The sequence below is a fragment of the Dysgonomonas sp. HDW5A genome (assembly GCF_011299555.1).
Lineage (GTDB): Bacteria > Bacteroidota > Bacteroidia > Bacteroidales > Dysgonomonadaceae > Dysgonomonas_A.
The window spans coordinates 633,780-656,639 of the sequence record NZ_CP049857.1 but is presented as its reverse complement, the minus strand read 5'-3'; the positions used below and the strand labels follow the sequence as shown (position 1 = coordinate 656,639).

Here is a 22,860-nt window from a genome sequence, read left to right as displayed (position 1 = left end):
TTAATATGAAAGAATATATAAAAGCAGCTTTCGAGCAATTCACTTTCCTTCCTAAGATGTTCGATACATCAACCACAAAAGTGCAGCAGTGCGGCATCTGGAGTCTCGTATGGTCCAGTATAGTATATATCACAGATCAGATACATCACTTTACGGTCAATATTGCCGGAGTCAGTGTTCTGTTTGCGTCTACAGTATTTATCGTTATGATTGCTGATTATTGGACCGGGATCAGAGCATCAAAAAAAGAATGGATTGAAGAAAATCCCAATCAGAGATTTAATCCCGAATCAAAGAAAGGCTTAAGGTGGGTGATTAAATACGTAACCTACATTATGGGGTTTCATCTTGTGAACCTGATGATAATAGAAACAGGAAGCTTGAATATAGGAGTAATAGAAAACCTAATTGATTTTGATATAACATCAGTCTTCATGCTTTTGCTTAAAACGATCAGACTATTTCTAATGTTTTTTGTTCTCAGATGGGAATTAAAATCTATTGATGAAAACCTGATCAGATTAGGACATGACCTTAAGATATTTGATTTCTTAGATAATACCATATCATCCGTTACAAGCATATTTAAAAACAAAACAGGTATAGAAATATCTGATAAAAAAAAGGAGGAAAAACAAGATGATAACTAATGACGATCTAAAAAAAATATATCCTAATTCTACAGAAAGCAACCGCTTGAAGTACTTACCGTATTTGAATAACTTTTTCATCTATTACGAAGTTAACACCTTTGAAAGAATATGTGCCTTTCTTGCTCAAATTGGACATGAATCAGGGCAATTACTATATGCAGAAGAACTAGCGAACGGTTCGGCATATGAAGGCCGTAAAGATTTAGGTAATACTGAAAAAGGAGATGGTAAGAAATATAAAGGACGTGGACTCATACAAGTGACAGGACGAGCTAATTATACAGCATTTGATAAGTGGGTAACAAATGTTCCGATGGGTACAGATTTTGTAGAAAGTCCGGAACTATTAAAGGAGCCTCAATACGCTGTATTATCTGCTTTCTGGTATTGGGACGTTAACAAACTCAATCGTTTTGCAACTCTCAAAGAAGATGACTTCAAGAAGCTTACCAAAGCTATTAATGGAGGACTTAACGGTTATGATGATAGATATAAGATTTGGCAAAGAGCAAAGGAGGTATTAAAATGAAAACAACACAATTAAGATTTTATATTAAGTACCTAATCATTGGCTTTATTATAGGAGGACTTGTTTGCTTCTTTATCGGTCGATCCACTATCGATACCAAAACTGACATTAAGTATATAAAAGGTGAAACGGTAAGAGATTGGTTCCCGATTCTTACGCCCTTCAAAGTCACTAAACCTAGCGATCCAATCTATAAATACAAAGAAAATACTGAAATAGTTGATACTGCAGCAATAATTGAGGACTGGATAACGAAAAGAGATTACAAACAAACTCTTTTCGATAATAATAACGGAAAGCTTGATATTGATTTTTCCGTGCAGTATAATAAACCTTTTAATTTCGGATATTCATTTACTCCTATACAGAAGCAAACAACAATATACAAAGTAAAAACTTGGCAGCCGTTTGTTTCAGCTTCATATAATACTCTCAACTATGTTAGTGTTGGTGGCGGTTTCTTTTATCACAATCTTGGTTTTGAATTAAGATATGTTACCGACTTTAATAAAAAAGGTGTTGACTTTGGTTTAAAGTATAAATTCTAGTATATGTTTTACTTATAGCAAAACGCCTGAATCTTATGAATCAGGCGTTTTTATTTTGGCCAATATTGATAATCATTATTCCAGATACCACTTCAATGTATCGATAGCTTCTTTAACGGATCGGACAACTACATACTTATTACCGTATTCCTCTGCTTGATATTGAAAAGCAATCTGTTCATCAGATTGTTTACCTGTTGGAGTTTTAAACTCAATGCAAAGACATGAATAACCTTTCTTTGGTATAAGAAGAAGCACATCACTAACACCAGACTTTACCCCTTGTGCTTTGAGATTTTTTGCTTCAATAATATTTCTGGATCCACCGTTAGGAACAGCAAGAAGAAGCTTGTTTGGTAATTTTGGAAAGAATATAGGTACTTGATTAAAGAACTCGATCTGCATCCGTTCTTCGGGCTTGTCATGCTTTTTACCCTTGGTGGATGGGTTTTTCTTTTCTGAAAAACATTGATAACAGAGAGGTCCTTCTTGAGTCGAGATTACGGAAACAGTTTGCTTTTTACATTCAATACAAGTTTGAAGAGTAGCCATTTTACATTTAAAATATAAAATGGCATAATAAACTTTGCTAATTAATTCTATTAATCAAATATCTTCAATGGAAGATGTTGAAATCATATTTTCTGGCCATGCCTGTGCACCTACACTATTTAACCAGACTCCATCTGTATCAGTAATATTATAAGAATTCAATGCTGCAAAGAGATACAAACGAAGTACTCCTCCCGATGTATTATTAATGGCCCAATAACCCGAACCTATCATTATAAAATTAGGATAAGCACCTACTGTTGTTACAACTCCCCATCCTCCGCTATTTCGGTAATGAAATTTTGTTAAAGGAGGTATTGAAAATGCACTAAACTCGTTAGGTTGCTCGTGCCATGCATACTTCAATATTATATATCCATTGGGGGTTTCAAAGTCTCCAATTTGATTATATAAAGAAGCCTGAATTAGGACAAGCCCTTGTGGTATATCAATATAACCTCCAGTAGGTTTGTAGATATTTTGATTGGCTGTATTTACATCTAGACGTGCAATACCTGTACCCATAGTCGTGGCTATTTTTACTTTGTTAGCTACTAGAGACCAATGTCCAATACCATTGCTATCCGATACAAAGGCATGATTCAGCGGATTTGCTGTGCCATCGTCAATCCTCACTTTTCCCCGAATATCAACACGAACACCCTCAAATGGACTCAGTGTACCCAATCCTATAACTCCTGATTCAGAAAATAACACATCATCTGTTGTTAAATTAGGGTTAACAATTCCACTATCTGGGGTATTTGCTTTAGCATCGATATGTAAAAGACCTCTGGGATTTACTGTATTAATTCCCACCTGAGAGGATGCATTAATTGAAGCAAGTAATATAATGGTAACTAAATATACTCTCATTTGTTTTTTATTTATTTTTATACTCATATTATCCTGTTATTAGACTTATAGCTATCATCGTTTCAGGTATATTTGGCGACCCTATATCCAATAGATTAACTGTACTACTTACTATATTTGAATATACAACACTATAAAAAAGATATAACTTTTGATCGGCTCCCGTTTTGTTCTCCACAAGCCAATAACCCGATCCAGTCATCAATGTCTGTGGAAATAAACCTGTTAATGTTATATACCCCATTTTTGCATAATTTAGAAAATCGGCTTTTATAAAAATACGAGAGTTCTTAGACAATGTATATCTTATTTGCAATAACGCGTTATTATTCAAAGGTTCACTTAATCGGTTACCAAAGGATGCTCTGATAATTGATTTACCAGGTAATACGGTGATATAACCGCGAGTGGGATAATATGTATCTTGACTGCTAGGGAAGCTATTTATTCTACGTGAAATTATTCCCGTTCCTAGATTTGCTATATCTATCCGTGCAGCTATTGATATAGGTTGCCAACTAGCAACTCCGATTGAATCTGATTTTAGTCCGTAATTAACTCGCTGACTACCATCATTTATTCTTAATGTACCTTTTATATCGACTTTGGAAATGGGGATGATGTTTCCAACTCCCATATTTCCATTACGATCAAAGACAATATCATCTGATATTGTCATGGGAGCTTCAACCGTTCCATTATCACTTTTAGCATCGATATGTAAAAGACCTTTAGGATAATCTGTATTAACTCCTATTTGTGCATGTACAGTCAAAAAGGAAGTACTGAACCAGACCAATAAGTAAATTTTCTTTTTAATCATTATGTTTTTAATTTAAAAATCTTCGTCAATAGGACTTATGCATATAACATTTTCAAACCAATAGTTAGATGCTAATTTTGTGAAAAAGGCATTTGGAGCATTTACGCTTGTAGAGAAATATACCTTTACCCATATAAATAATCTAATAGGAGCTGATGTTGAATTATTCACAGCCCAAAATCCTGAATTACATCCCGATATATTTGGGTAATTATTTGATAGGGTAATAAAGCGTCCTCCTCCTGTATTGAGAATATATTCAGGAGAAAGAAAAGCAGATGATGATGTGGATAAGCTATAAGTAGCACTGTAAAAAAAAGAATTAGGCAAACTCTGCAAATCACCACCTAGAGCAGTATATAATGTAGATGCAATTAATTGCTTTCCTGGATTTACATCAATATAAGATTTTGTATAAAACCACTTCTCTGGTCCATTTAAAGAATTATTATTAGGTATCAAAAAAATATTATTTGAGGTTGAATCAATGCCATCCATTGCCACTGATAGAGGAGATAGCAATGGTTGCCACGATCCTATGCCATTGGCATCAGAGACAAAAGTATATCCATTCTGCTCTGTGCCATCAGATATTCTTATCTTTCCATTGATATCGAGGTTACTTTTCGGATTTAATGTTCCGACTCCCATTTTTCCATCATTAGTAATGATGATGTCATCATTACTACCGCTACTTCCTGAGGCATTAGTATCTTTCAGTGGGTCTATATGAAAAACCCCTAATGGGCTTACTGTATTAATTCCCACCTGTGCCTCAATCAGAGAAATACTTAATAGGTTCAAAATAGTTAATAACAGAAACTTTTTCATTTTTTTGATTGTAATTTAATTTAACACTCTAATGAGGTTAGTTAGTTGGTTTAAAATAAAAGAGCAACAGCGTGTAATCACTACACACTATTGCTAAATATAGTTGAGCCATAGGTAAACGTACTATCTGTGCCGATTTTAAACAACAACAAAGACAAACCGGTTGCACAAAAACGTCTACGGAAACAACTATGAATGTAATATTTATTGCGGAAATATTGCTGAAGGAAGCATCCTGCGTCGTTTGAACGCAATAATGAAAAAAGACGGAAAATTCCGCCTGAAATATTTTTATTAATAAGTAATTTACTCTCTCTCTCTCTCTCTCTCTCTCTCTCTCTCTCTCTCTCTCTCTAATATTTCGACGCAAATAAACAAGCCTAAATTGTTAATGTTTAGATTGTTATTTGGCGATATGTTTGTTAATGCTGTAGTCATTTTTAGTCTTGAAAAAACTATCTTTTGCAAAGATAAAAAATTAATTTAAAACATTGTTGATATATCCGCTATTTTCTTGTACCATTTTAATGTTATCTAACAGAGTTTCGTGTAATTGTGCATACATTGCCCCACTCTGATATACCATTTGCATAACGGTAGGACTACGTACCATCTCGTTATCTTTCTTGAGAGACAAGAAGCTTAATTCCCCGTCGATATTGTCGAGTGATATTTTAATATCACCGGTATCAGCTTTTAAGATGCCAAAAGGCTCTACTATTTTTACATCACACACGGTTACAATACCACCTTCATATCGGTACACATTACCGATCATTTGTTTTAGTCTGTCGATTGCTTCCATTTTGTTCTTTTATTTTACGGTTTAATAATATTTGATTTCGTTTTAATTGTATAAGTTCAGGGTACTGCTTGAGCTGTTCAACAAATACTTTATCAGATCCACGCTTCCCTGCCAGATAAACAGCTACTGCATTGTCGGGGAGATTCTTCGAGGCTGAATTCTCTTTTGCCATTTGATTGGCTCGGGATATCATATAAAGATTTTCAATATCACAATTATGCTTATTGCCATCTTTAAATTGAATATTATACCCTTTGGGTATTGATCCATTATGCTGCTCCCATACATGGCGATGCTTTAAGACAAGCTTTCTTTTGCCCTCCACTTTATAGTATAAATAGCCATCTTTATCTATACGCTCATAGCCTATAGGTTTAGTATTATGAGGTAATTGACCTTTTTTAAATCTGGTTGCTTTGGTCTTATCAATAGCCTCCTGAGTCATGAACTCTTTTTGCTTTTTACCTTTATTCATGGGAACATGGCCTTTAGGAAATTGATAGTGAACACCCTCCTGTCTGGTCTTTCCCTTGATCAATCTCCCTGATTTATCTGATAAAAGAAATTCTCCAGACTTTTTTAAACCCAAGGAACAAGCCATTCTGTAAATAGCATATATGGAGAAACCAAATTGATCTGCTATCTTTTGGCTATTTTCATTTGGGTATAGAGTTTTTAGGAGCTCTATTTTTTCTTCAGTCCAATTATACTTTTTCATAATTCTAAAAATCAAATGACAATTGTATTATTTCTGTATTCTCCTTTTCTTCTTCTTTCTCATCGATATACTCAAAATCAAATCGACTTATATATGTATGCCAATGGCTCAATTCATACTTTTTTGTCTTGTAGTGAGTTCCATATCGAAAGAAGTCATAAGTTTTATCTAGTCGCTGGGTATCGTTGTTGAATAATAGAGAATTACCTGCTATCCATTTATTGTGTTCAATGAATTGTCGTTGTAAAGAGTTATCATCAAGAGGTATTACAACGCCAATAGTACCTTTATTATATCCTCCTAAGAGTTCTCCTGTATGTGGGTGGATAATATCACGAATCAATACAACCTTGCGTCTGCCATCTTTTGCCCTTGGTGGATGGTCATACCTTTTCGCAGTTAATAAATAGTAATAAGGCTCCATTATCATTGGTAATAACTTTTGATCTTCCATTATTCAAAAAAATTAAGGGTTAATTGAGCTGTATCTTTTTTCTTTTTACGTGATTGAATGACAATCGTTTCCTCTGGTCCTGGTTGCTGTTCTTCAATTACTACTTCTTTTTCATCTTTGGCGGCCTCTCTGCTCTCGCTGTTGGCTTCAAAGGTGTTTATATGTATCTTCCATAAAGGGGAGGTCTCTTTATCTTCAATAAGCTCATACATTGGAAGATTAATACCCATTACATTCTTAGTATAACAGAACCATGATTTGTGGTACTCCATTCTTAAAGAATCCATGTGGGCGATTTCACCTGTGAGCGAATTTAGAAGAAGATTAACAACCGACATCTTGCAGCAAGTAATATCATTATCGCAGCCAAAGAGGTTTATATGTCTGTTCATTTTAGCTGTCGCTAACAGCATTCTGGAGCTACCACATGCAGGGTCAAGTATGTTCTGTCCGTTTTCAACTTTGTTATATGTAATTTGAGCCATCATATCGCAAACATTATCGGGTGTAAAGAACTGACCGTTTCGTCCGTGACTGACTAATTCCATGAAGAGATCACCCAAGGCGTCATACATGCCCTCTCCTCCATCCTCAGAAGCAATACTGAGCTTTTCAAACATGATCTGGAGTTTAGGAAATGAGTCTTTGTATTTATTTTCCCAATAGGAGAAATCCCGGTTTGGTTCCCACCATCTAAAGACAAGTAAGCAGTAATCAAGAAAATCAATAAATACCTCTGAGTTACTGAATCGATACATGAAGTCATTAAACATATTTGCAAACTCCTGTTCAGCTTTCTTTGATTCAGATGGTGGAATATGATCTTTATCTCTGCTTGCTTTCTCTTTTATCTTTTTTTCTCCTTTTTCGAGGATGGATAATAAACGTTTTACTTCTTCCGGATTATTCCGATCAAGAACTATAATGCAAGCCTGTATATTCGTTCCACTCTCCTTAAAATCCCCTGGTTCTAAATCATAGACGCGGGCTCCTTCTTCTTCGATGAATTCTTTAAATGCAGCTTCTTTTTTTCCAGAAGCGAACCTCCAATGGTTTGACATTATAGAAATAAGGCGTCCATTATCTTTAAGGCATTTGTACATTTCTGCAACATGTTCTATGTCCTGATTCTTTGAAAAAGGAGGATTGGCAATAATCAGATCGTATAATTTATCTTTCTTCTCAGCAAGAAAATCATTACCCAGAATATTTATATTATCCAGCTTTTCAAGAAAGGAACGGTTAAGGTCCATAAGCTCGAAGCAATCTACAACTGCATCAGGACATACTTTGTGAATGGCATTTATTATAGCTCCTTGTCCTGCAGATGGCTCTAGTATTACATGTTCTGGTTTGATATCTGCTAAGTCGACAAGACGTTCAGCAATAGCTGGAGGAGTTGCGAAAAACTGAAATTCTTTCTTGAGGTTTATTTGTTCACCGTTGCAAAGTTTCTCTAAATATTCGGTAGGATCTTCTTTGAAAACAAAGCCCTGTGTTTTGCCACTCTTCCATTTGCCCCCAATTAATTCGAGGGCGGTTTTTACCTCCAGATACAGATCTCTATCAAGTTGCATAGAGGGTAGTTTTATTATATTATCTTCAATGTAGCATTGTTTCAGAACGTCTTGTTTATCCATTGTCATAGAGCCTTAATAGTTTAAATCTTTGCTTTTTCTGCTGCTTCTTCGGGTGATACTTTGTCTATGCGTAAACTGTTCGCATATTCTACATCGTAGTTATTAGAACCGGCTGCTTGGAAGAAGTGATACCACCAAGCGTTTTCAGCTTCGTAAGCAACATGTTTATTATGATATTGAATTGCTCTTCTTGTTGATTCGATGGTGCACATCTTATTTATTGTTTGTTGTTTTTATATTTTTCATATAATTAATTTGTCTCTCAATTATTTCTATATCACACACATTTTCATCAAATAATCCATTGTCATAAGCATAGTTAAGAATGAAATTATATGCTTGTAATAAAACATCCTCTCTCGAACAAGTGCTAATAAAATGAGCAATAGATTTCTTGTTTTGATCTTTTTTTGTATATGGATTTATTACGTTTAAATTTTCATCTATATACAAATAGTAGTGATAGCCTGTTAAGTGCTTTTTTCCGAGTCTATAATAATCCTCATAATACTGTGGATACCTGATAGCTTTCACTTTTTCGGAAAACTCAGTAAATGTCAATAGCCAGTTATCCATTTAGTTTTTTACTTCCAAAATTCTATATCTCCTGCAAGCCAAACCTGATTGTATTTTTCGCAAAGTGATATAACTCTCTTTCACAGGTTGATTTGACGTTGATTGGGTCAAAGAGGCGAAAAAGTAATCTTTGAAATGATAGCTTAACTGATAGCACTCTCCGCGTTTACGATCAACAAGAATCGCAGTATCTAAAGCCTCTAAATGATTTTCAAAATTTGTTTTCATCTCTGTATGTTTTAATATTTCCAAATAACTAAACCATCTAATCTTATCGTATATCCGCCTTTACAACTTGGGTTGTCTTTTACGGTTTGTTTTGCCATCTTAATGGCTTTTTCTAAGTCGGTAAACTCTTGGCAAAACATGTCTGTATAAAATAAATCGTAAATCATATCTGTATGTCTTTGTAAGATTAATTAAAGAATGTATTTATGAATGAATACAGCTACAGATGTACCATACTCACAAAGAATAAGATTTAGTGGAGCTTCATTCTCCCTTATATATTTTTTTTGATCTTCTAATTCTTGCAGTTTAGCCTCATATAATTCTTTGTATTCTTTCTTTTCCCAATCTTGCATTTGATAAGTAAAAGGAAGCACATCCTTTTTTAGATACTCAATCATATTCTTGTTATCTAACATACGAGCAATTACGCTGTCTTGATGCTTTGGTTTTAGTTTCAAATCTATTGTTCCCATATTTTAAATATTTAATTGCTGGTTTAATTATTATGATGTAAAACTAACTATTAGTTTAATATGTGGAAAATATAAACTATTAAAAATTATTAATTAATTAAATTGTCGGTTTGTTTTAAATGATATTATTACATTTGTGGTTAAATAATAAGTAGGATAATCGCTATGGATAAAGTTAAACTGAGAGTTAAAGAGATACTAAAAGAAAAAGGAATCACTCAAAAAGAATTTGCTGAAAAGCTGGGTATGACAGAAGTTGGATTGTCTAAAGCTATAAATGAAGAAGGTAATCCTCCATTAAAAAGGCTTATTGAGATTGCAGATGCTTTAGAAGTAGAAATAACTGAATTATTTGCTACTCCTAAGCATTCTACATTCAGCTGCCCGAAATGTGGAGCTAATCTTGCCATCACTGAGGTATAATCGGCATACTCGCCTCAATTGCTTGTTTCAGATTCATATTAGCAGCATGCCAATTAAATGATTTGAGTACCCATTCTCTATACTCTTTTGGGATATCCTTAAAATCTTTGCCTTTATGTTGTCCGAATGGCATTGTATCAAGCGGTTTGCCGATGTTTGAACTGCTTTTCTGCACTTCTTTCTCAACATCGCCTTTCTTTATTGTTCCAATCTCATGTATCGGAATACCCGAAAGAAGCCTTCCTCCAGTACCGTACATCTTCCATATCCGTTCTTTTTCGAATGTGATATCTTCGACTTTACCGAATCGATCAACATTTCCGGCAAGATCAGATATTAAACAGTTCTCTTTTTCATCATCTATACGTGTTCCTCGTCCTAAAATCTGATAATACAGAGCAATAGAAGCTGTAGAAATTCCGAGAATAATACAATCAATCTTAGTATAGTCAAACCCCGTAGAGAGCACACGCACATTGAATATGACACGGATATTTCCTTTTCTAAATTCATCTATCACACGTTCACGCTCCGAATTGTGCATACCTGAATAGATGGCTGCCGAATTTGGATATTCTTGTGCAAATTGGATCGCTTCGTCTATGGATGGTACAAAAGCCAGGATATGTTTTCGATCACTATTTAAGTCAAGTTCCTGTTTGATCTGGTTATGTATATCATTGGCCGCAAAGGCACGTTGCATACTATCTTCCGTAAACTCTGATTTCGAAGAGTTATAAACGAGCTGAGAGCTATCGAATCCGGATGTTTTATATTCTAATTTACTCCAGAATCCAAGTTCGATCATTTCCTGTACTTGGCTCACATGTACAATGTCTTTGAAGAAGTTTCCTTTCTTGGACCTACTTGTAAGCATCACAAGTTTAGAGAAACGTTCACCATTAAGACCGGTATTTGCTTGCAATTTAATGGGTGTGGCTGTTATACCGAGTACGTGCGATATCTCACTATCTTCAAGAAAAGTTCCAAGCATAGAATCAGCTTCACGTGGGTAAAGGTGTGCTTCATCGATCAGCATTTTCTTAAATCCAAGTTGTTTGAAAGTCTTGCCTATTTTCTTTATACTTCCGATCGTTGCATAGGTGATCTTATTGATATCCTTACGTCCAAAAGAAGCAGAATAAACACCGGCTTGTGCTCCAAAATCACCACACATCGATACATATTTCTTATAGTTCTGCTCCAAGAGTTCTTTAGAGGGTTGGAGCACGAGCAATTTATCTTCCATGTCTTTAGCTACAAAAGCTGTAAGTATAGACTTTCCCCAAGCTGTTGGTAATACTATAAGAGAAGGAGCCGGGCGTTTCTCCTTGAAAAACGCCGTTGCCTTGCTTATTGGTTCTGTTTGATTTTTACGAAGTGTAATCATAATTTTAATCTTCTACAGTGATTTTTGTAAGATCCTCGTCTGAATAGTATACTAAATTTTCATCAGGCATAAACACATCTACGATATTGAGTTCTTCGATCTTTTTGAAAGTGTTGTATATGCTATCGAATTCGTTTTGAATCATAACAGCTTTGATAGCTGCCATTGCTTTTTCAAAAGAGGTTGCTTGTACAAGAATATTCCTTGATCCGGCACTGCTTCCTTCGCTTTCGTCGTCTCCATCATCTAACATAGAATATATCTGGGCTTTGTACCAGCAGATCCGTTTCTTATTTAGCTCCAATTGTTCTTTTTCGGAATCGTAAATTTTGATAACCTTGTTATAATCTTGCTCATTGATCTTGATAAGCTTGAAAACAGCTTCCATATTTACTTCGAGATATTCTGATATAAATACTTCGGCAGCTGCAGGGCTATCGGCTGTTACGATATAACTTTTCTTGTTTCCTTTTCCGGTAAGTACTTTTATCGCAATTTCCCACAGATTAAACTTTTTATCTTGTTCACCCAGTAGAGCAACGTTTGATACTTTGACGGTCGTAATACCATTTTCAAGAAGAAGCGATTTGATTATATCGTTTATCTGAGTACCTTTTCCGCAAAGTATTTCGCTTCGTTCTTCAGTTGTTCGATCGCCCGAATCTTCGTCAATGAATTCTTCACTCCAACAACGTTTTTCTGTTTTCATTAAATACCAGCCGTTGGCTTCTTCTACGGGTAATGTCTTCTTTTGTAATTCCATAATTTAATTTTTAATATCCTGTTTTATTTAATCTTAAATTCTCTCTTTCGTAACTTAATATAGAGCGTAAAGCATCCACTTGATGGGTTGCAGCAGCGTTCAATCTGTCTAGCCAATCAACCAAGTAAGCTTCTTCTTCGGCAATAGAATCTATCAATGTGTTTTGCACCTTTGCCGATAAACATTGCTCTTTGGCTATATTGATGATTGTATTGCTTATTTCCGATGCTTTTTTTCGTCTCAGAGCTTTCTTAGCTTCTGCCAACATAAAAGCCGTACGGCTGATATATGGCATAATAGAACGGATGCGTTCGAGTACTTCTTCGGGATTCTCGGAACAAGTAATGTCGAGATAATCCTGTATTTGTTGAGCTTCTTGTTGGAGTGTCATAAGGATTGCTTTAATGATTTATAATACTTACTTTTAAAAGCCTCCTCTTCCCCCCATGAAGCTGAATAGCCAATCATTAGATTGCTTTTATCATAAGACCAGAATCCGCTTTTCTTTGGCACTTTGAAAGGAACTGTCATGAATATGTCCGAGATATTCAAACTTCCTCCGTTGTTAATCGCATCAAGAAGTAGCTCTAATTGCTTAAGCCAATGAATGAAACAGAAGTAATACTGTTTGTTATCTGGAAAATATTTAAATGAATATCTACCATCCCAGATATCAAGTATCTTTGTAGTACCCTTAAGAATCCTAAACTGATACTTATTTATTTCTTTTAGGGCAAATCCTTTGTCCTCACACAGTTTTAAAAGTTTCTCTTTCATATTCAGTAAGGGTTTAAACTAAAGTCTATCACCAAGCCTTTGAGGGCTATGTGTACATTCTTTCCTGTTGCTTCCACTACTTTACTTTTGAATAGATCTGCATCGGAATTCTGAGGAGAAAGGTGTATCAAAACTATATTCTGTACACCTTTTAGGTCATTTGCTTTTAGAGCTTCAACACAAGTTTCTACGCTCATATGAGAACGGAGGACACGCTGATATCTCGTATTATCAATCTTACCATCATAAAGGTTATTATCTAATATTGAGGCTTCGTAATTAGCTTCTATCAGTATCTGATTGAGCCCTTTGAATCGATTGGGGATGTAGTGCGTATCTGTTACAAATAGGATATTGCCGCTCTCTGGGTGGTTGATCATAAAGCCAAGGCAAGGAACATCATGTTTAACAGAGAAAGGAATGATCTTAAATTCCCCGATCGAGAATTGTTTTCCGGCAGTTATACAAAATATCAAACTTGATGATTTACCATTTGCAATATGTTCAGCAGTTTCAAGATTCATCCAAAGAGGAATACCATTCTTTATAAAATCAGATGCACATTTTGAGTGATCTCCATGAAGATGAGAAACGATACCACCCACAACCTTTGTCAGATCGAAATTGAGAGCTTCCTTTACATCCTTTAGAGGTAAGCCAGCCTCCAAAAGGAGTGTCTGGCTTTTGCCTTCTAAAATGTACCCATTGCCATTACTGTTGGAACCTAAAATGTGAAGTTTCATTTTGATTCGGTATTAAAAGTTAGCCTATACCCTAAATTCCCATCATCTGCTTTTTCAGAGCATTGTCCATATATTTCATCCATGATGATATAAAGTATTACTTTAGGTAATGGCTTTTGTATATGGTCTATGTATGCTCTTGCTAAAATATGCTTTGCTGTAACCTTATCACTCTTGATGAAGAAGTCTGTAATAGAAGTCAATTCTAATCCATGATTTTGAGGATTAGTTATTAATTCCTTGTACGCTGAAACTGTTTCTGGAGTTAAATTCATCGCATTATAAGTTTGCTCGGTATTGGTCCGAATAATTCTACTTCCTCAATCTTCCATTCACGGTTATTGTCAATATCTTGAATCATTGCCAAATCTTTTTCGGCTTGTTTCTTGTCATTGTATGCTCGCAACATCTTGTAGCCAGCTTCTTGTAAGTAATAGCCTATGATTATGTATATTTTTGTTTCCATTATTACAATTTTTTAAACTCGTCCTCTTTTTCTTTAATATGATCCGTGATAGCTTTATAGAGTTTCATTCCGATTTCCTTAGAATATGGAACTTGCACCCCTCCAATGTTTATTTCGCAAAACCCTTTTGCTAGTTTGTCATGTACGGAATAAACCTTATCTAGCTCTACTTGAATATCTTTTGCTTTTTGGTATGTTGATATATCCATCTTATTTTATATTAAAAAGGATAGGACGTTGGCTTCTTGACCAATCTATTAAGGCAAGGCAAGCACCCCTATATTCCTCCTATCCTTTTGGGTTATTTTCCTAATGATTTGTTGATAACTTGTTTCGCATATTCAGTGCAATGATTAGTAACATCTCCATTTTCTACAATCTTTACCAAATCTTGTAAAGCATCTAGCAATTCAGGTGCTGTTGCTATTAATTGTGCATTGGCTTTAGATTCATTATTTCCAACTGCATTTTTAAATGTTCTAGCGACTAGGTAAGTGCCATTCTTGCGATTACACTTTTCACAACATCCTTGATCTGATACTATATCAATGAGTACATTCCCTAGATTGTCTTTAAATGGTTTATCTAAAGTCCACGCGCCTTTTGTTCCTTTAAATTCGTTCATAATCAATACGGTATTTCGGTTTGTGAATTACTTGATTGAGCTGATTTCTGCTGTGTTGGTTCAGGTTCCGCAGGTGCTTGAGGCGTTTCGTTCGGGATATCTTCAAAACTGATTTCTTCTGCATTTGCATTCTCAATTACTTCTTGCTTAGCTTCCGATATGATATCTGTTTTTTTCTCGCTATCGTCTGAATTGCTATCAGCCATAAGTGGCGCATCATTTGAAGCTCGAATAAGAAGTTTACACATACGGTTGTAAACTGTTTTAATAGCCATCTGGTCAGTGAAGTTCTTATGTGCATTAGAAGTACCTTTCGAGCCACCTTGCATCCAGGCGTTGCGTATTTGTACGATATTCATTATCTCCATATCCTGAATACCATTTTCGAGTTCATAAGTGACATACGCACCGATCACATCACCTCCGATAGATGATAAGTCTTGTTTGTGGTGTATCAGTTTACGTCTACCATCAATACCTACCTCGAACTTGAAATCGTCGCCTGCGAATATGGCATTGGCCTTGTGGTATTTCAGACCTCCGTAACGAATTGCTAAAGCGATATTACCTGTATACTCAGGATCGCATGAAAGTTTATCACCATAAGCGATAAAGTCACATTGTTTTTTTAGAGGAGATAATCCCCAAACCACCATTTTCAGCAAAGAATTGGCTATACTTTCTTTTGTACAAGCCTCCATAACTGGTCTACCATCTTTTGCTTTCGTTTCTAGTAGAACCAGATACGCTGCCTTCAGTGCATTTTCGGGGCTGTAATCGGAAGGGAGACGAAGCTCCCCTGCTTGTTTGAATGTTTCTATTTTTTGCAGCACCATTTCGGTTATATTTTTTTGTACTGCTACTTGATTGTTTGGCGTTGTTGACATGATTATTTATTTGATTGATTTTTAAAATTGGTTTTTTACGCAAATAATGATTCTTTGACAGTCAGTTTCTCGCACGATTCATCCACAACAAAGCGGATAATCTGAGATTCAGAAGGGATAAGTTCAACTACACTTTCGGCATTATCTACGAAGATTGGCAGATACATATCGAAGTGTTTAGAGATAGTGTTAATACACTCTATACCTGCATTGATCTGAGCGGCATTGTTGGCGGCTTGATATGGTGTACCATCGATAAGGGCCTCACAGCATTCTTCTTCACCACCTGTCATAAGTGGTTTGAACATCTTCCATTTGATTGAAGCGAATAGTCCATTGATGCCGTTCTCAATGGCTTCGATTTTGGCACGGTTGAATTTATCAGCTATAAACTCTTTACCTTCGAGCGTTGTCAGTTCCTGAGATAGAGTTTTTAGCTCTGATTCAAGACCTTGAATACGCTTCTTCTGATTCTCGGCAGTAGTCTTGATGAATAATTGCTCTCTCAACTCATTAATATCACGACTTATAAGTGATCTCTTTTGGCGAAGCTCTGTAGTATCAGGCTGTGAGATTTCTGTTTTTTGCTTTTTCAGTTCTTCAATTTCACTAACTAAGCGTTGATATTCTGCATGTTTTTTCACTAACTCAGATGCAACATACTTTTGTTTTGGACGATCGTTCTCTTTTTGGATCTCTTTCTGAAGTGCAATTTTTGCACCTTGCTTCTCCGATAGTTGAGAGGTGATGGTTTCTTTTTGTTGGTTAAGATCTGTCAGCTGAGCGATTAACGAATCGAGTACTCCTTTTTCTCGTTTACCTTTTTCAATATTCGCTTGAAGCTTCTGAGCCTTATCAGCATTGAATTTCTCAACTGCATTATCAAGCTTTTCACCATTTAACTCAGTGCCACAGCTCGGACAATGTTTGTCATTCTCGTGCATTTCAATAGCATTCAACTCACCGTATGCTGTACGAAGTGTAGATAGAAGATCCTTTTGACTCTCGATCTCTGATTCTTTATTATGAATCTTATTAATGATAAGTGCCTGATCAGAATTATGAGTTCGGATAGATGATTCTATCTGCACAAGATCACTGTTGAGCTTTATGAGCGTTTTATCTTCCTCTCCATTATGCCTATTAACATCAATCTCAACCTCATTGGTTATAGCTGCTATACGACGCTCTTTTTCAAGGATAACAGATTGTTGTTTCTTGATTTCTTCGGCTTGCCCCTCATATGCTTTTGATATATCAGAAATTTGATCGTCAATATCTGAAACCTCTGTTTCTTTTATCTTGATAGATTTCTCGATACTGTCATAGTCTGGTTCTTGGGGAATAGCAAGAGTAGCCTCACGAATCTTAACCGGTATCTCGTCAATCTTCGATTTCAATGTTTTCTTTTCGGCGTTCAACTTCTTGCGGAAATCATCAAGATTGTTCTTACCCAATTCCTCAATCAGTTTGGCAAAATCGGTACTGGTTGCAGATAGCTTATTGAGGATAACATCATCGGTTACTCCGGCCAATTCCATCAACAGCTTGCGGCGTTTCTGCCATTCCATATTTAAGAAGAAACGAGGATTTGATAACAGGTGAAACTGTTCAGCACTACCAAATAGCTGGCTTGCTCTCTGATCGAAGTCTTTTTTCAAAGTAAGAGGAATCGAATCCCATTCGAAAGTAGTTGTATGAGTATCGAGCTTGCGTTCTTCTTCTCCTGTAGGTTTCACCCATTTCTCTTTGTAGGTCCGTGATACGTCATATTTTGAATAGTCGACATCCATATTGACCTTAACGGTATGCTCCAGATGGTGGATAGCTTCGTTATTTTCATCAAGAGTCTTGATCTCGTAATCGGCACGTCCTTTCGCATCTTTGCCGGTCCACAACCAAGACCACGCATCGCAGATTGTGGACTTTCCAGCACCGTTTGTAGCATGTACATTAGTGACTGTTTCATTTGGAGACAAAATGTAGTCTCTTATGCCCTTAAAATTTAAGAGCACTAATTGTCTAATTATTAGCTTCATGATTTGTTTTATTTAGAGTTTCTTGTAATCTTGCTGATTAACCCTTGGTTTACACTGTATAGCATCCCAAGCTCTTTTTGGATGTAATTCCCTGTTTTGTATTTCTCTCTTATTTCAATGCGTTGCTTATCGTCTGATAATTATTAGTCCATCCTCTACTTCAACTAAACCTTTGGGAGAGTGGTAAACTCGCATTTCATTGAGTTCTTTGAGATCTTGTGAAGTTGGCTTTTGTGGTGCTTTGCCTTTCTTCTCTGCTGTATATATGCCTATAGCCATGAATATGGAGAGGATAACAACACAGCCAAAAGCTACAGCTGCACCTCTAATGAATGTTTTAAATGGGCTTTTCTTTTTCATAATGAATAAGATATATATGAAATACCTATTCCAATTGTTATTCCGAGTACCCATAAACAAACAATTTCCTTTTTGCTGAACTCTTCATCTTTCTTAATTTCAGCAGATAAGTCTTTTATTTGTTTACGCTTTTTTTCTAGGTTCATCTCATTTTCCATTTGTATAAATCTTGCTTTTACTATTTTCGATGTTGAGAATTTGAGTCGAATTTTATTAGTAAATACCTTGCAACTCTATGCACGGTTTGCCTGATTTATGATTGAGAAAATTATTTTTTGAGCTTTAGTACCTCTTCTAAATCGTAATAAATTGTATTTAGAATTCTCTTTTTCGGTTTTATAAGTCCTTTATTCAGCCAATTTGTAATAGAATTAGGATGAACACCCAGTTGTTCTGCTAATGCTCTGTTGCCTTTTATAAGTGTCATATTGGGTGGTTTTTACGGGTTGATACCTTTGTTCTTATTATTCTATTTCTATTTTTCAGCAAGTCCTGGTTATCCTCTTGAGGGAGAATTGTTATCATGAAAAACATTAGCATAACTGTAGCTAATATTTGTTTTCTCTTTTCCTCAAAACTTTCGCCGAAGATCGTAACCCAGTAATACGCAGCTAATTCATTTATCTTTTGAAGCCCTAATCTTTCTTTTATATTCTTTAGGTGTGTTTTAGCTGTCTCGGTAGAAATACCCATCTTGTCAGCTATTTCACCTGTTGAAAGACCTGCACCGTTATAGGCTAATACCTCAGATTGTGTATTGGTGAGTTTTTCAAACATGGTTATGCATGTAATTCTGTTTCAAATACGGCTTCTTCTTTCTTGCGATCATTGAGTATCTTTACAAGGACTCTTAAGCCTTTAATCTGTTTTTTAGATTTAATATCCTTATATTTCTCTTTCTCTAATGCCCGGAGAATAGTAGGACTTGAGGTCTTGGCTTTTCTGGCAACTTCTGCCAGATCACCATCAAGACCCTCTGCTTTAAATCTTTCCTTAATGATTTGTAGTTTGTCTTTTTCTTCCATCTCTCACCATTTTTAGGTATTTTATTTATTATATTTGTTGGTTTACTTTGCGATATCGTAATACGTTTTATTACGATCGTGATGCAAATATAGAAATTACTTCTATTCGACTTCTATTAAAAGTAGAAATTAATTCTAATTTATAATTAATTAACAATGACAACAAAAGATCGTTTGTATTCTTTTATTAAACACGAGGGGATTACAGCAAAAGCATTTGAGAGCATAGTAGGGCTGGGGAATGGTTTTGTGTCAAAAGTGGGGTTTTCTATAAGAAAAGAAAAATTAGAATTAATTTCTATCAGGTATCCTCATTTGAATATTAATTGGCTTATTACAGGGGTGGGAGAGATGCTAAATAGTAATCGTAGTTATAAGAATAATGATCAAAATGTAGTTGATACCGCAAATGAAGATAATGCACAATATGGAGTAAAAGAGATTTATGGACCATCGGATAAAGAGTACGAAATTCCGAATGACGGGACATATCGGCTTGTTCCCTTAATCAACTCAGATGCCGTGGGTGGTATGCATAAAGTTAATGACATAAGTTATACTGACGAAGAATACATAAAAGCTTATATTCCCTTTACTGATGCTTTGCATGGTGACGTATGTATACAGGTAACTAGCGACAGTATGAATCCTACATGTCCGGCAGGATGTGTAGTTCAAATAAGAGAAGTTGTAAATTGGAAAGAATACTTTGGTTATGGGAATATATTTGTTGTACAGTTGAAAGATGGACGTCGTGTAATCAAAGAAGTAACCAGATACGACAGTAATCCTAATGATTATGTTTTATGTGTCTCTCACAATAAGAATGTGCCTGCAGAGGAATTGCCGAAAAGCTTTATTGTGAGTGTTTGGAAGGTAATTAAGATCTTAAATAATAGAGGTTGGTAAATATATGATGGACGAAAAAGATAAAATAATAGCATCACTGCGTAAACAATTAAATGATGCTAATAGTAAGATAATAGCATTAGAGCAAGAAAATGCACTATTAGAGTACAAATTGGTGAGGTATGAGGAGGCTAATGCCGTTAGTCCATTGATCTATTAACGGCAACTTTCTGTAGCTGCTCTGGGCGCCTCCTGTATCGATCAAAAGCTTTCGAATTTTCAGAATGCCCGGACATTGATGCTACTACATGAATTGGTTCTCCAGCCTGACAGAGGATGTCAACAAAAGTCCTACGGGCAAGATGCGATGTAGCTAGTTCGCAAAGCTCAGATATTTCTTCGATACCCTTTTCTCTATTGTATTGAATAACTTTTCTATTCAATTTGGCAATTCTAAAGACCGGTTTTAATTGTTCGTTATATTCGTTAGGGTGTAGAAAAGGCATAAGTAATCCATTTTTAGCTTTCCCTTTGTATTTACTAATTATTATTTTTGCCCTTTCTGATAAGGGTACAATAACTTTGTTGGCATATTCTTTCGTTTTAGAAGGAAAGTAGGTAAGCAGATCATTATCTATATTGTCAGTTTTTAATCTTACGAAATCACTGACTCGGCAGCCTAAAGCTGCTTGTAAGCAAAACATATCTTTTACTAGGTTGGTCAATTCATTCGGCATTTTTGTTTCATAAAGCTTCTTTAGCTCACTTCGGGTCATACATACCGGCTCAGCATACATTTCAACACCAATTTTAGCAGCAAAATTAATTCTATCGAAAGGGTTCTCTTTTACAATTGACTCCATTTTGCAATAGCTGAAGAACCCTTTTAGGCGCTTCATTATAGAAACAACAGTATTGGCCACTCTACCTTCAGAGATGTATTTATTGTAATCTATAATATCTAAATTATCAAATGTGATTGGCTTCTTTTTAGATTTTTCATATTCACGAAGTCTCTTAATATCTGCTGTATAATGTCTTCTTCTTCCGTCAGAAACTTTAGCTTCGTTTTTATATTTCTCATAATATTCAAATATCCCAAAGCCGATAGTGTTTGAATCTTGTATTTCCTCATATTCATTTAATTGAATTTGAAGAAGCCTTTTAAATTCATCTTTAGAGAATTCCATGTCTCTTCCTTTGAAGTTTTGCTCAAATACAACAAGTGAAGCATTTTCTAATTCTCTTAGTCTGGAGTTGATCGTTGATGCAGGAACTCCAGCTTGATTGAAAGTATTTTTCCTTACTTGATATATGGATTCCTTTTTGTCTATAACGAAATTATCCGGCTTAATTCGATGTCCTGAATAATAATAAACCTTTATTCCGTCTATCGTTGTTATTAGGTATATTTGCTTTTCTTCTTTATCTTTACTGGAAGAAATAAGATTGAATCGAACAAGATATTTTTTTATTTCCATTTCTAAAAAAAGTAAGTACTCCGTAAAAGTACTTACAAAAATAGATATGATGAAATATTATTCAATATGATTTAATGTGATGCTTTGTGATGCTCTTATTGTTTGATTATCAGGTACTTTCGTTTCTAATCTGCTAATCGTTTGATTTTGTATTATATAGCTATGATAGATAAATAATCCTGGCGCGGTCACTACAGAAGCACTTATAACGAAAGTTGTAGGTGCTTTTTTGTTGTGGTTAGGGGTGGTTTATGAGTGAAAGTTGAACTACATGAATATCGATACTCCCTTGTTTTAAAAATTAGAGTGGGATTAAAACTACAGACGCTTATCTACGAGATTGCTAATTATTAACTATATTTACTACAGTTATTAGTAAGTTACAATATTACGAATAGGTCTGCACCCTAAAATTACTAACCATGGAAAATGTTAAGAATTCAATCTTAAGAGAAGTCACCCCTTTATCTGACGAGGATTGTTTTATGATTTTTTCGAGGGTAAAGCAAGAGTTTACATTCCCAATTCATATCCATAAAGAGTTTGAGCTTAATTTTATAGAGAATGGAGCAGGAGCCAAGCGTGTTGTCGGAGACAGTGTCGAAGATATAGATGATTTGGAACTGACGCTCATTGCAAGTCCAAATCTCGAACATGGATGGTTTGACCATAACTGTACATCGAAAGAGATAAAAGAAATAACCATTCAGTTTCATGGCGATTTATTGAACGACCATCTTCTTCAAAAGAATCAGTTCCGATCAGTAAAGGAAATGTTTGCCAAAGCAGCCTATGGCATTACCTTTTCGCGAGAAACAATAGAGAAGGTAAGAAGCCAAATGTACTCATTGGCTTCAGAACACGAAGGAGCCCATTCCGTTCTTAAGCTATTTGCTATTTTATATGATTTGTCGCAGTCTAAGGGGATGAGAGAATTATCAAGTCGTTCGTTCAATATCAATGCTCAAAATTACGACAGCAGACGCATTGAGAGAGCTTACAGTTATATGCTGGCAAACTACAATCTGGATATCTGCCTGCTGGATGTAGCTAATCTGGTGGGAATGACTGGAGTCTCATTCAGTAGATTCTTAAAACAGAGAACAGGGCGTAATTTTATCGATTCACTCAACGATATACGCCTGGGGCATGCAACTCGAATGTTGGTTGATACAACTCACAGTGTTGCCGAAATTGCCATCCAGTGTGGATTTAATAACTTATCTAATTTCAATCGTATTTTCAAAAAGAAGAAACAATGCACCCCTCGTGAATTCAGGGAGAATTATAAAGAATCGAAGTTCTTTTTATAATAGATAAAAG

The 22,860-nt window shown here is 35.4% G+C and carries 36 protein-coding genes; 7 read left to right on the top strand and 29 right to left on the bottom strand.

The genetic code is table 11. The features are described from left to right. Positions 1–5: 5 nt before the first annotated feature. The 3 genes from G7050_RS02655 to G7050_RS02645 are packed head-to-tail and all read left to right on the top strand — an operon-like array spanning position 6 to position 1,730. On the top strand, positions 6–650 hold the full coding sequence (locus tag G7050_RS02655; RefSeq protein WP_166110820.1) for a phage holin family protein: 645 nt from the start codon (positions 6–8) through the stop codon (positions 648–650). Continuing rightward, positions 640–1,182, top strand: a complete 543-nt coding sequence (locus G7050_RS02650; protein WP_166110817.1) for a glycoside hydrolase family 19 protein — start codon at positions 640–642, stop codon at positions 1,180–1,182. Before G7050_RS02655 ends, G7050_RS02650 begins: the two co-directional genes overlap by 11 nt. Continuing rightward, on the top strand, positions 1,179–1,730 hold the full coding sequence (locus G7050_RS02645; RefSeq protein WP_166110814.1) for a hypothetical protein: 552 nt from the start codon (positions 1,179–1,181) through the stop codon (positions 1,728–1,730). Before G7050_RS02650 ends, G7050_RS02645 begins: the two co-directional genes overlap by 4 nt. A gap of 75 nt (positions 1,731–1,805) precedes the next feature. Here the strand turns inward: G7050_RS02645 and G7050_RS02640 are convergent, their stop codons facing one another. The 13 genes from G7050_RS02640 to G7050_RS02580 form a co-directional block, all read right to left on the bottom strand. Next, positions 1,806–2,282 carry a VRR-NUC domain-containing protein gene (locus G7050_RS02640; protein ID WP_166110811.1) on the bottom strand — a complete coding sequence of 159 codons (477 nt, stop codon included), beginning with the start codon at positions 2,280–2,282 and terminating at the stop codon, positions 1,806–1,808. 54 nt (positions 2,283–2,336) lie between these two features. Beyond that, positions 2,337–3,158, bottom strand: a complete 822-nt coding sequence (locus tag G7050_RS02635) for a hypothetical protein (RefSeq protein ID WP_166110808.1) — start codon at positions 3,156–3,158, stop codon at positions 2,337–2,339. Between the two features lie 28 nt (positions 3,159–3,186). After that, complete coding sequence (locus G7050_RS02630) at positions 3,187–3,981, bottom strand: hypothetical protein (RefSeq protein ID WP_166110805.1); 795 nt, start codon at positions 3,979–3,981, stop codon at positions 3,187–3,189. Positions 3,982–3,993: 12 nt separating this feature from the next. Next, positions 3,994–4,812, bottom strand: a complete 819-nt coding sequence (locus G7050_RS02625; RefSeq protein ID WP_166110802.1) for a hypothetical protein — start codon at positions 4,810–4,812, stop codon at positions 3,994–3,996. Between the two features lie 478 nt (positions 4,813–5,290). Then, entirely contained in the window at positions 5,291–5,617 is a 327-nt protein-coding gene (locus G7050_RS02620) for a hypothetical protein (protein ID WP_166110799.1), read from the bottom strand. Continuing rightward, complete coding sequence (locus G7050_RS02615) at positions 5,580–6,335, bottom strand: HNH endonuclease (RefSeq protein WP_166110796.1); 756 nt, start codon at positions 6,333–6,335, stop codon at positions 5,580–5,582. Before G7050_RS02615 ends, G7050_RS02620 begins: the two co-directional genes overlap by 38 nt. 4 nt (positions 6,336–6,339) lie before the next feature. Then, on the bottom strand, positions 6,340–6,789 hold the full coding sequence (locus G7050_RS02610) for a hypothetical protein (RefSeq protein WP_166110793.1): 450 nt from the start codon (positions 6,787–6,789) through the stop codon (positions 6,340–6,342). Continuing rightward, on the bottom strand, positions 6,789–8,429 hold the full coding sequence (locus G7050_RS02605) for an N-6 DNA methylase (RefSeq protein WP_166110790.1): 1,641 nt from the start codon (positions 8,427–8,429) through the stop codon (positions 6,789–6,791). The genes G7050_RS02610 and G7050_RS02605 overlap by 1 nt, the downstream gene beginning before the upstream one ends. A 20-nt stretch (positions 8,430–8,449) precedes the next feature. Beyond that, positions 8,450–8,641: a hypothetical protein gene (locus G7050_RS02600; RefSeq protein WP_166110787.1), complete on the bottom strand. Its 192-nt coding sequence runs from the start codon at positions 8,639–8,641 to the stop codon at positions 8,450–8,452. Position 8,642: 1 nt separating this feature from the next. Next, entirely contained in the window at positions 8,643–9,005 is a 363-nt protein-coding gene (locus tag G7050_RS02595) for a hypothetical protein (RefSeq protein ID WP_166110784.1), read from the bottom strand. Continuing rightward, complete coding sequence (locus G7050_RS02590) at positions 9,006–9,233, bottom strand: hypothetical protein (protein ID WP_166110781.1); 228 nt, start codon at positions 9,231–9,233, stop codon at positions 9,006–9,008. It lies immediately after the preceding gene. Positions 9,234–9,244: 11 nt separating this feature from the next. Then, positions 9,245–9,400, bottom strand: coding sequence for a hypothetical protein (locus G7050_RS02585; RefSeq protein WP_166110778.1), 156 nt, complete (start codon positions 9,398–9,400; stop codon positions 9,245–9,247). 24 nt (positions 9,401–9,424) lie between these two features. Continuing rightward, entirely contained in the window at positions 9,425–9,709 is a 285-nt protein-coding gene (locus G7050_RS02580; protein ID WP_166110775.1) for a hypothetical protein, read from the bottom strand. Positions 9,710–9,874: 165 nt separating this feature from the next. On the opposite strand from G7050_RS02580, the gene G7050_RS02575 reads away from it, so the two are divergent. Beyond that, positions 9,875–10,132: a helix-turn-helix domain-containing protein gene (locus tag G7050_RS02575; RefSeq protein WP_166110772.1), complete on the top strand. Its 258-nt coding sequence runs from the start codon at positions 9,875–9,877 to the stop codon at positions 10,130–10,132. Here the strand turns inward: G7050_RS02575 and G7050_RS02570 are convergent. From G7050_RS02570 to G7050_RS02500, 15 genes are all read right to left on the bottom strand, one after another. Then, positions 10,119–11,522, bottom strand: coding sequence for a DEAD/DEAH box helicase (locus G7050_RS02570; RefSeq protein WP_166110769.1), 1,404 nt, complete (start codon positions 11,520–11,522; stop codon positions 10,119–10,121). The genes G7050_RS02575 and G7050_RS02570 overlap by 14 nt on opposite strands. Before the next feature lie 4 nt (positions 11,523–11,526). Beyond that, the gene (locus tag G7050_RS02565; RefSeq protein ID WP_166110766.1) at positions 11,527–12,285 is read right to left on the bottom strand and encodes a DUF4494 family protein; all 759 of its coding nucleotides are present in this window, start codon (positions 12,283–12,285) and stop codon (positions 11,527–11,529) included. 10 nt (positions 12,286–12,295) lie between these two features. Continuing rightward, positions 12,296–12,676 carry a hypothetical protein gene (locus G7050_RS02560; protein WP_166110764.1) on the bottom strand — a complete coding sequence of 127 codons (381 nt, stop codon included), beginning with the start codon at positions 12,674–12,676 and terminating at the stop codon, positions 12,296–12,298. After that, the gene (locus G7050_RS02555) at positions 12,673–13,062 is read right to left on the bottom strand and encodes a hypothetical protein (protein WP_166110761.1); all 390 of its coding nucleotides are present in this window, start codon (positions 13,060–13,062) and stop codon (positions 12,673–12,675) included. The genes G7050_RS02560 and G7050_RS02555 overlap by 4 nt, the downstream gene beginning before the upstream one ends. 2 nt (positions 13,063–13,064) lie before the next feature. Next, positions 13,065–13,805, bottom strand: coding sequence for an MBL fold metallo-hydrolase (locus tag G7050_RS02550; RefSeq protein WP_166110758.1), 741 nt, complete (start codon positions 13,803–13,805; stop codon positions 13,065–13,067). After that, positions 13,802–14,080, bottom strand: coding sequence for a hypothetical protein (locus G7050_RS02545; RefSeq protein WP_166110755.1), 279 nt, complete (start codon positions 14,078–14,080; stop codon positions 13,802–13,804). Before G7050_RS02545 ends, G7050_RS02550 begins: the two co-directional genes overlap by 4 nt. Continuing rightward, positions 14,077–14,271, bottom strand: coding sequence for a hypothetical protein (locus G7050_RS02540; RefSeq protein ID WP_166110752.1), 195 nt, complete (start codon positions 14,269–14,271; stop codon positions 14,077–14,079). Before G7050_RS02540 ends, G7050_RS02545 begins: the two co-directional genes overlap by 4 nt. A 2-nt stretch (positions 14,272–14,273) precedes the next feature. After that, a complete protein-coding gene (locus tag G7050_RS02535) occupies positions 14,274–14,480 on the bottom strand; it encodes a hypothetical protein (protein WP_166110749.1) in 207 nt (68 codons plus the stop codon). Positions 14,481–14,572: 92 nt separating this feature from the next. Next, the gene (locus G7050_RS02530) at positions 14,573–14,896 is read right to left on the bottom strand and encodes a hypothetical protein (RefSeq protein ID WP_166110746.1); all 324 of its coding nucleotides are present in this window, start codon (positions 14,894–14,896) and stop codon (positions 14,573–14,575) included. A gap of 2 nt (positions 14,897–14,898) precedes the next feature. Then, a complete protein-coding gene (locus tag G7050_RS02525; protein WP_166110743.1) occupies positions 14,899–15,783 on the bottom strand; it encodes a recombinase RecT in 885 nt (294 codons plus the stop codon). A 35-nt stretch (positions 15,784–15,818) separates the two neighbouring features. Beyond that, positions 15,819–17,822 carry an AAA family ATPase gene (locus tag G7050_RS02520; protein WP_166110740.1) on the bottom strand — a complete coding sequence of 668 codons (2,004 nt, stop codon included), beginning with the start codon at positions 17,820–17,822 and terminating at the stop codon, positions 15,819–15,821. Between the two features lie 126 nt (positions 17,823–17,948). Further along, positions 17,949–18,182 (bottom strand): hypothetical protein, encoded by a 234-nt coding sequence (locus tag G7050_RS02515; RefSeq protein WP_166110737.1) that lies wholly within the window; start codon positions 18,180–18,182, stop codon positions 17,949–17,951. A 268-nt stretch (positions 18,183–18,450) separates the two neighbouring features. Beyond that, the gene (locus G7050_RS02510) at positions 18,451–18,609 is read right to left on the bottom strand and encodes a MerR family transcriptional regulator (RefSeq protein WP_166110734.1); all 159 of its coding nucleotides are present in this window, start codon (positions 18,607–18,609) and stop codon (positions 18,451–18,453) included. Continuing rightward, positions 18,606–18,959 (bottom strand): helix-turn-helix transcriptional regulator, encoded by a 354-nt coding sequence (locus G7050_RS02505; protein ID WP_166110731.1) that lies wholly within the window; start codon positions 18,957–18,959, stop codon positions 18,606–18,608. Before G7050_RS02505 ends, G7050_RS02510 begins: the two co-directional genes overlap by 4 nt. A 2-nt stretch (positions 18,960–18,961) precedes the next feature. Further along, positions 18,962–19,207: a hypothetical protein gene (locus tag G7050_RS02500; protein ID WP_166110728.1), complete on the bottom strand. Its 246-nt coding sequence runs from the start codon at positions 19,205–19,207 to the stop codon at positions 18,962–18,964. Between the two features lie 156 nt (positions 19,208–19,363). On the opposite strand from G7050_RS02500, the gene G7050_RS02495 reads away from it, so the two are divergent. Then, complete coding sequence (locus G7050_RS02495; RefSeq protein WP_166110725.1) at positions 19,364–20,116, top strand: S24 family peptidase; 753 nt, start codon at positions 19,364–19,366, stop codon at positions 20,114–20,116. Between the two features lie 4 nt (positions 20,117–20,120). Then, complete coding sequence (locus G7050_RS02490; protein ID WP_166109435.1) at positions 20,121–20,276, top strand: hypothetical protein; 156 nt, start codon at positions 20,121–20,123, stop codon at positions 20,274–20,276. Here the strand turns inward: G7050_RS02490 and G7050_RS02485 are convergent. After that, positions 20,257–21,537 carry a tyrosine-type recombinase/integrase gene (locus G7050_RS02485; RefSeq protein ID WP_166110722.1) on the bottom strand — a complete coding sequence of 427 codons (1,281 nt, stop codon included), beginning with the start codon at positions 21,535–21,537 and terminating at the stop codon, positions 20,257–20,259. The two genes, G7050_RS02490 and G7050_RS02485, sit on opposite strands and share 20 nt — an antisense overlap. A 422-nt stretch (positions 21,538–21,959) precedes the next feature. Here G7050_RS02485 and G7050_RS02480 point away from each other — a divergent pair, with 422 nt between their 5' ends. Continuing rightward, entirely contained in the window at positions 21,960–22,850 is an 891-nt protein-coding gene (locus G7050_RS02480) for an AraC family transcriptional regulator (RefSeq protein ID WP_166110719.1), read from the top strand. The last annotated feature ends 10 nt before the right edge of the window (positions 22,851–22,860 follow it).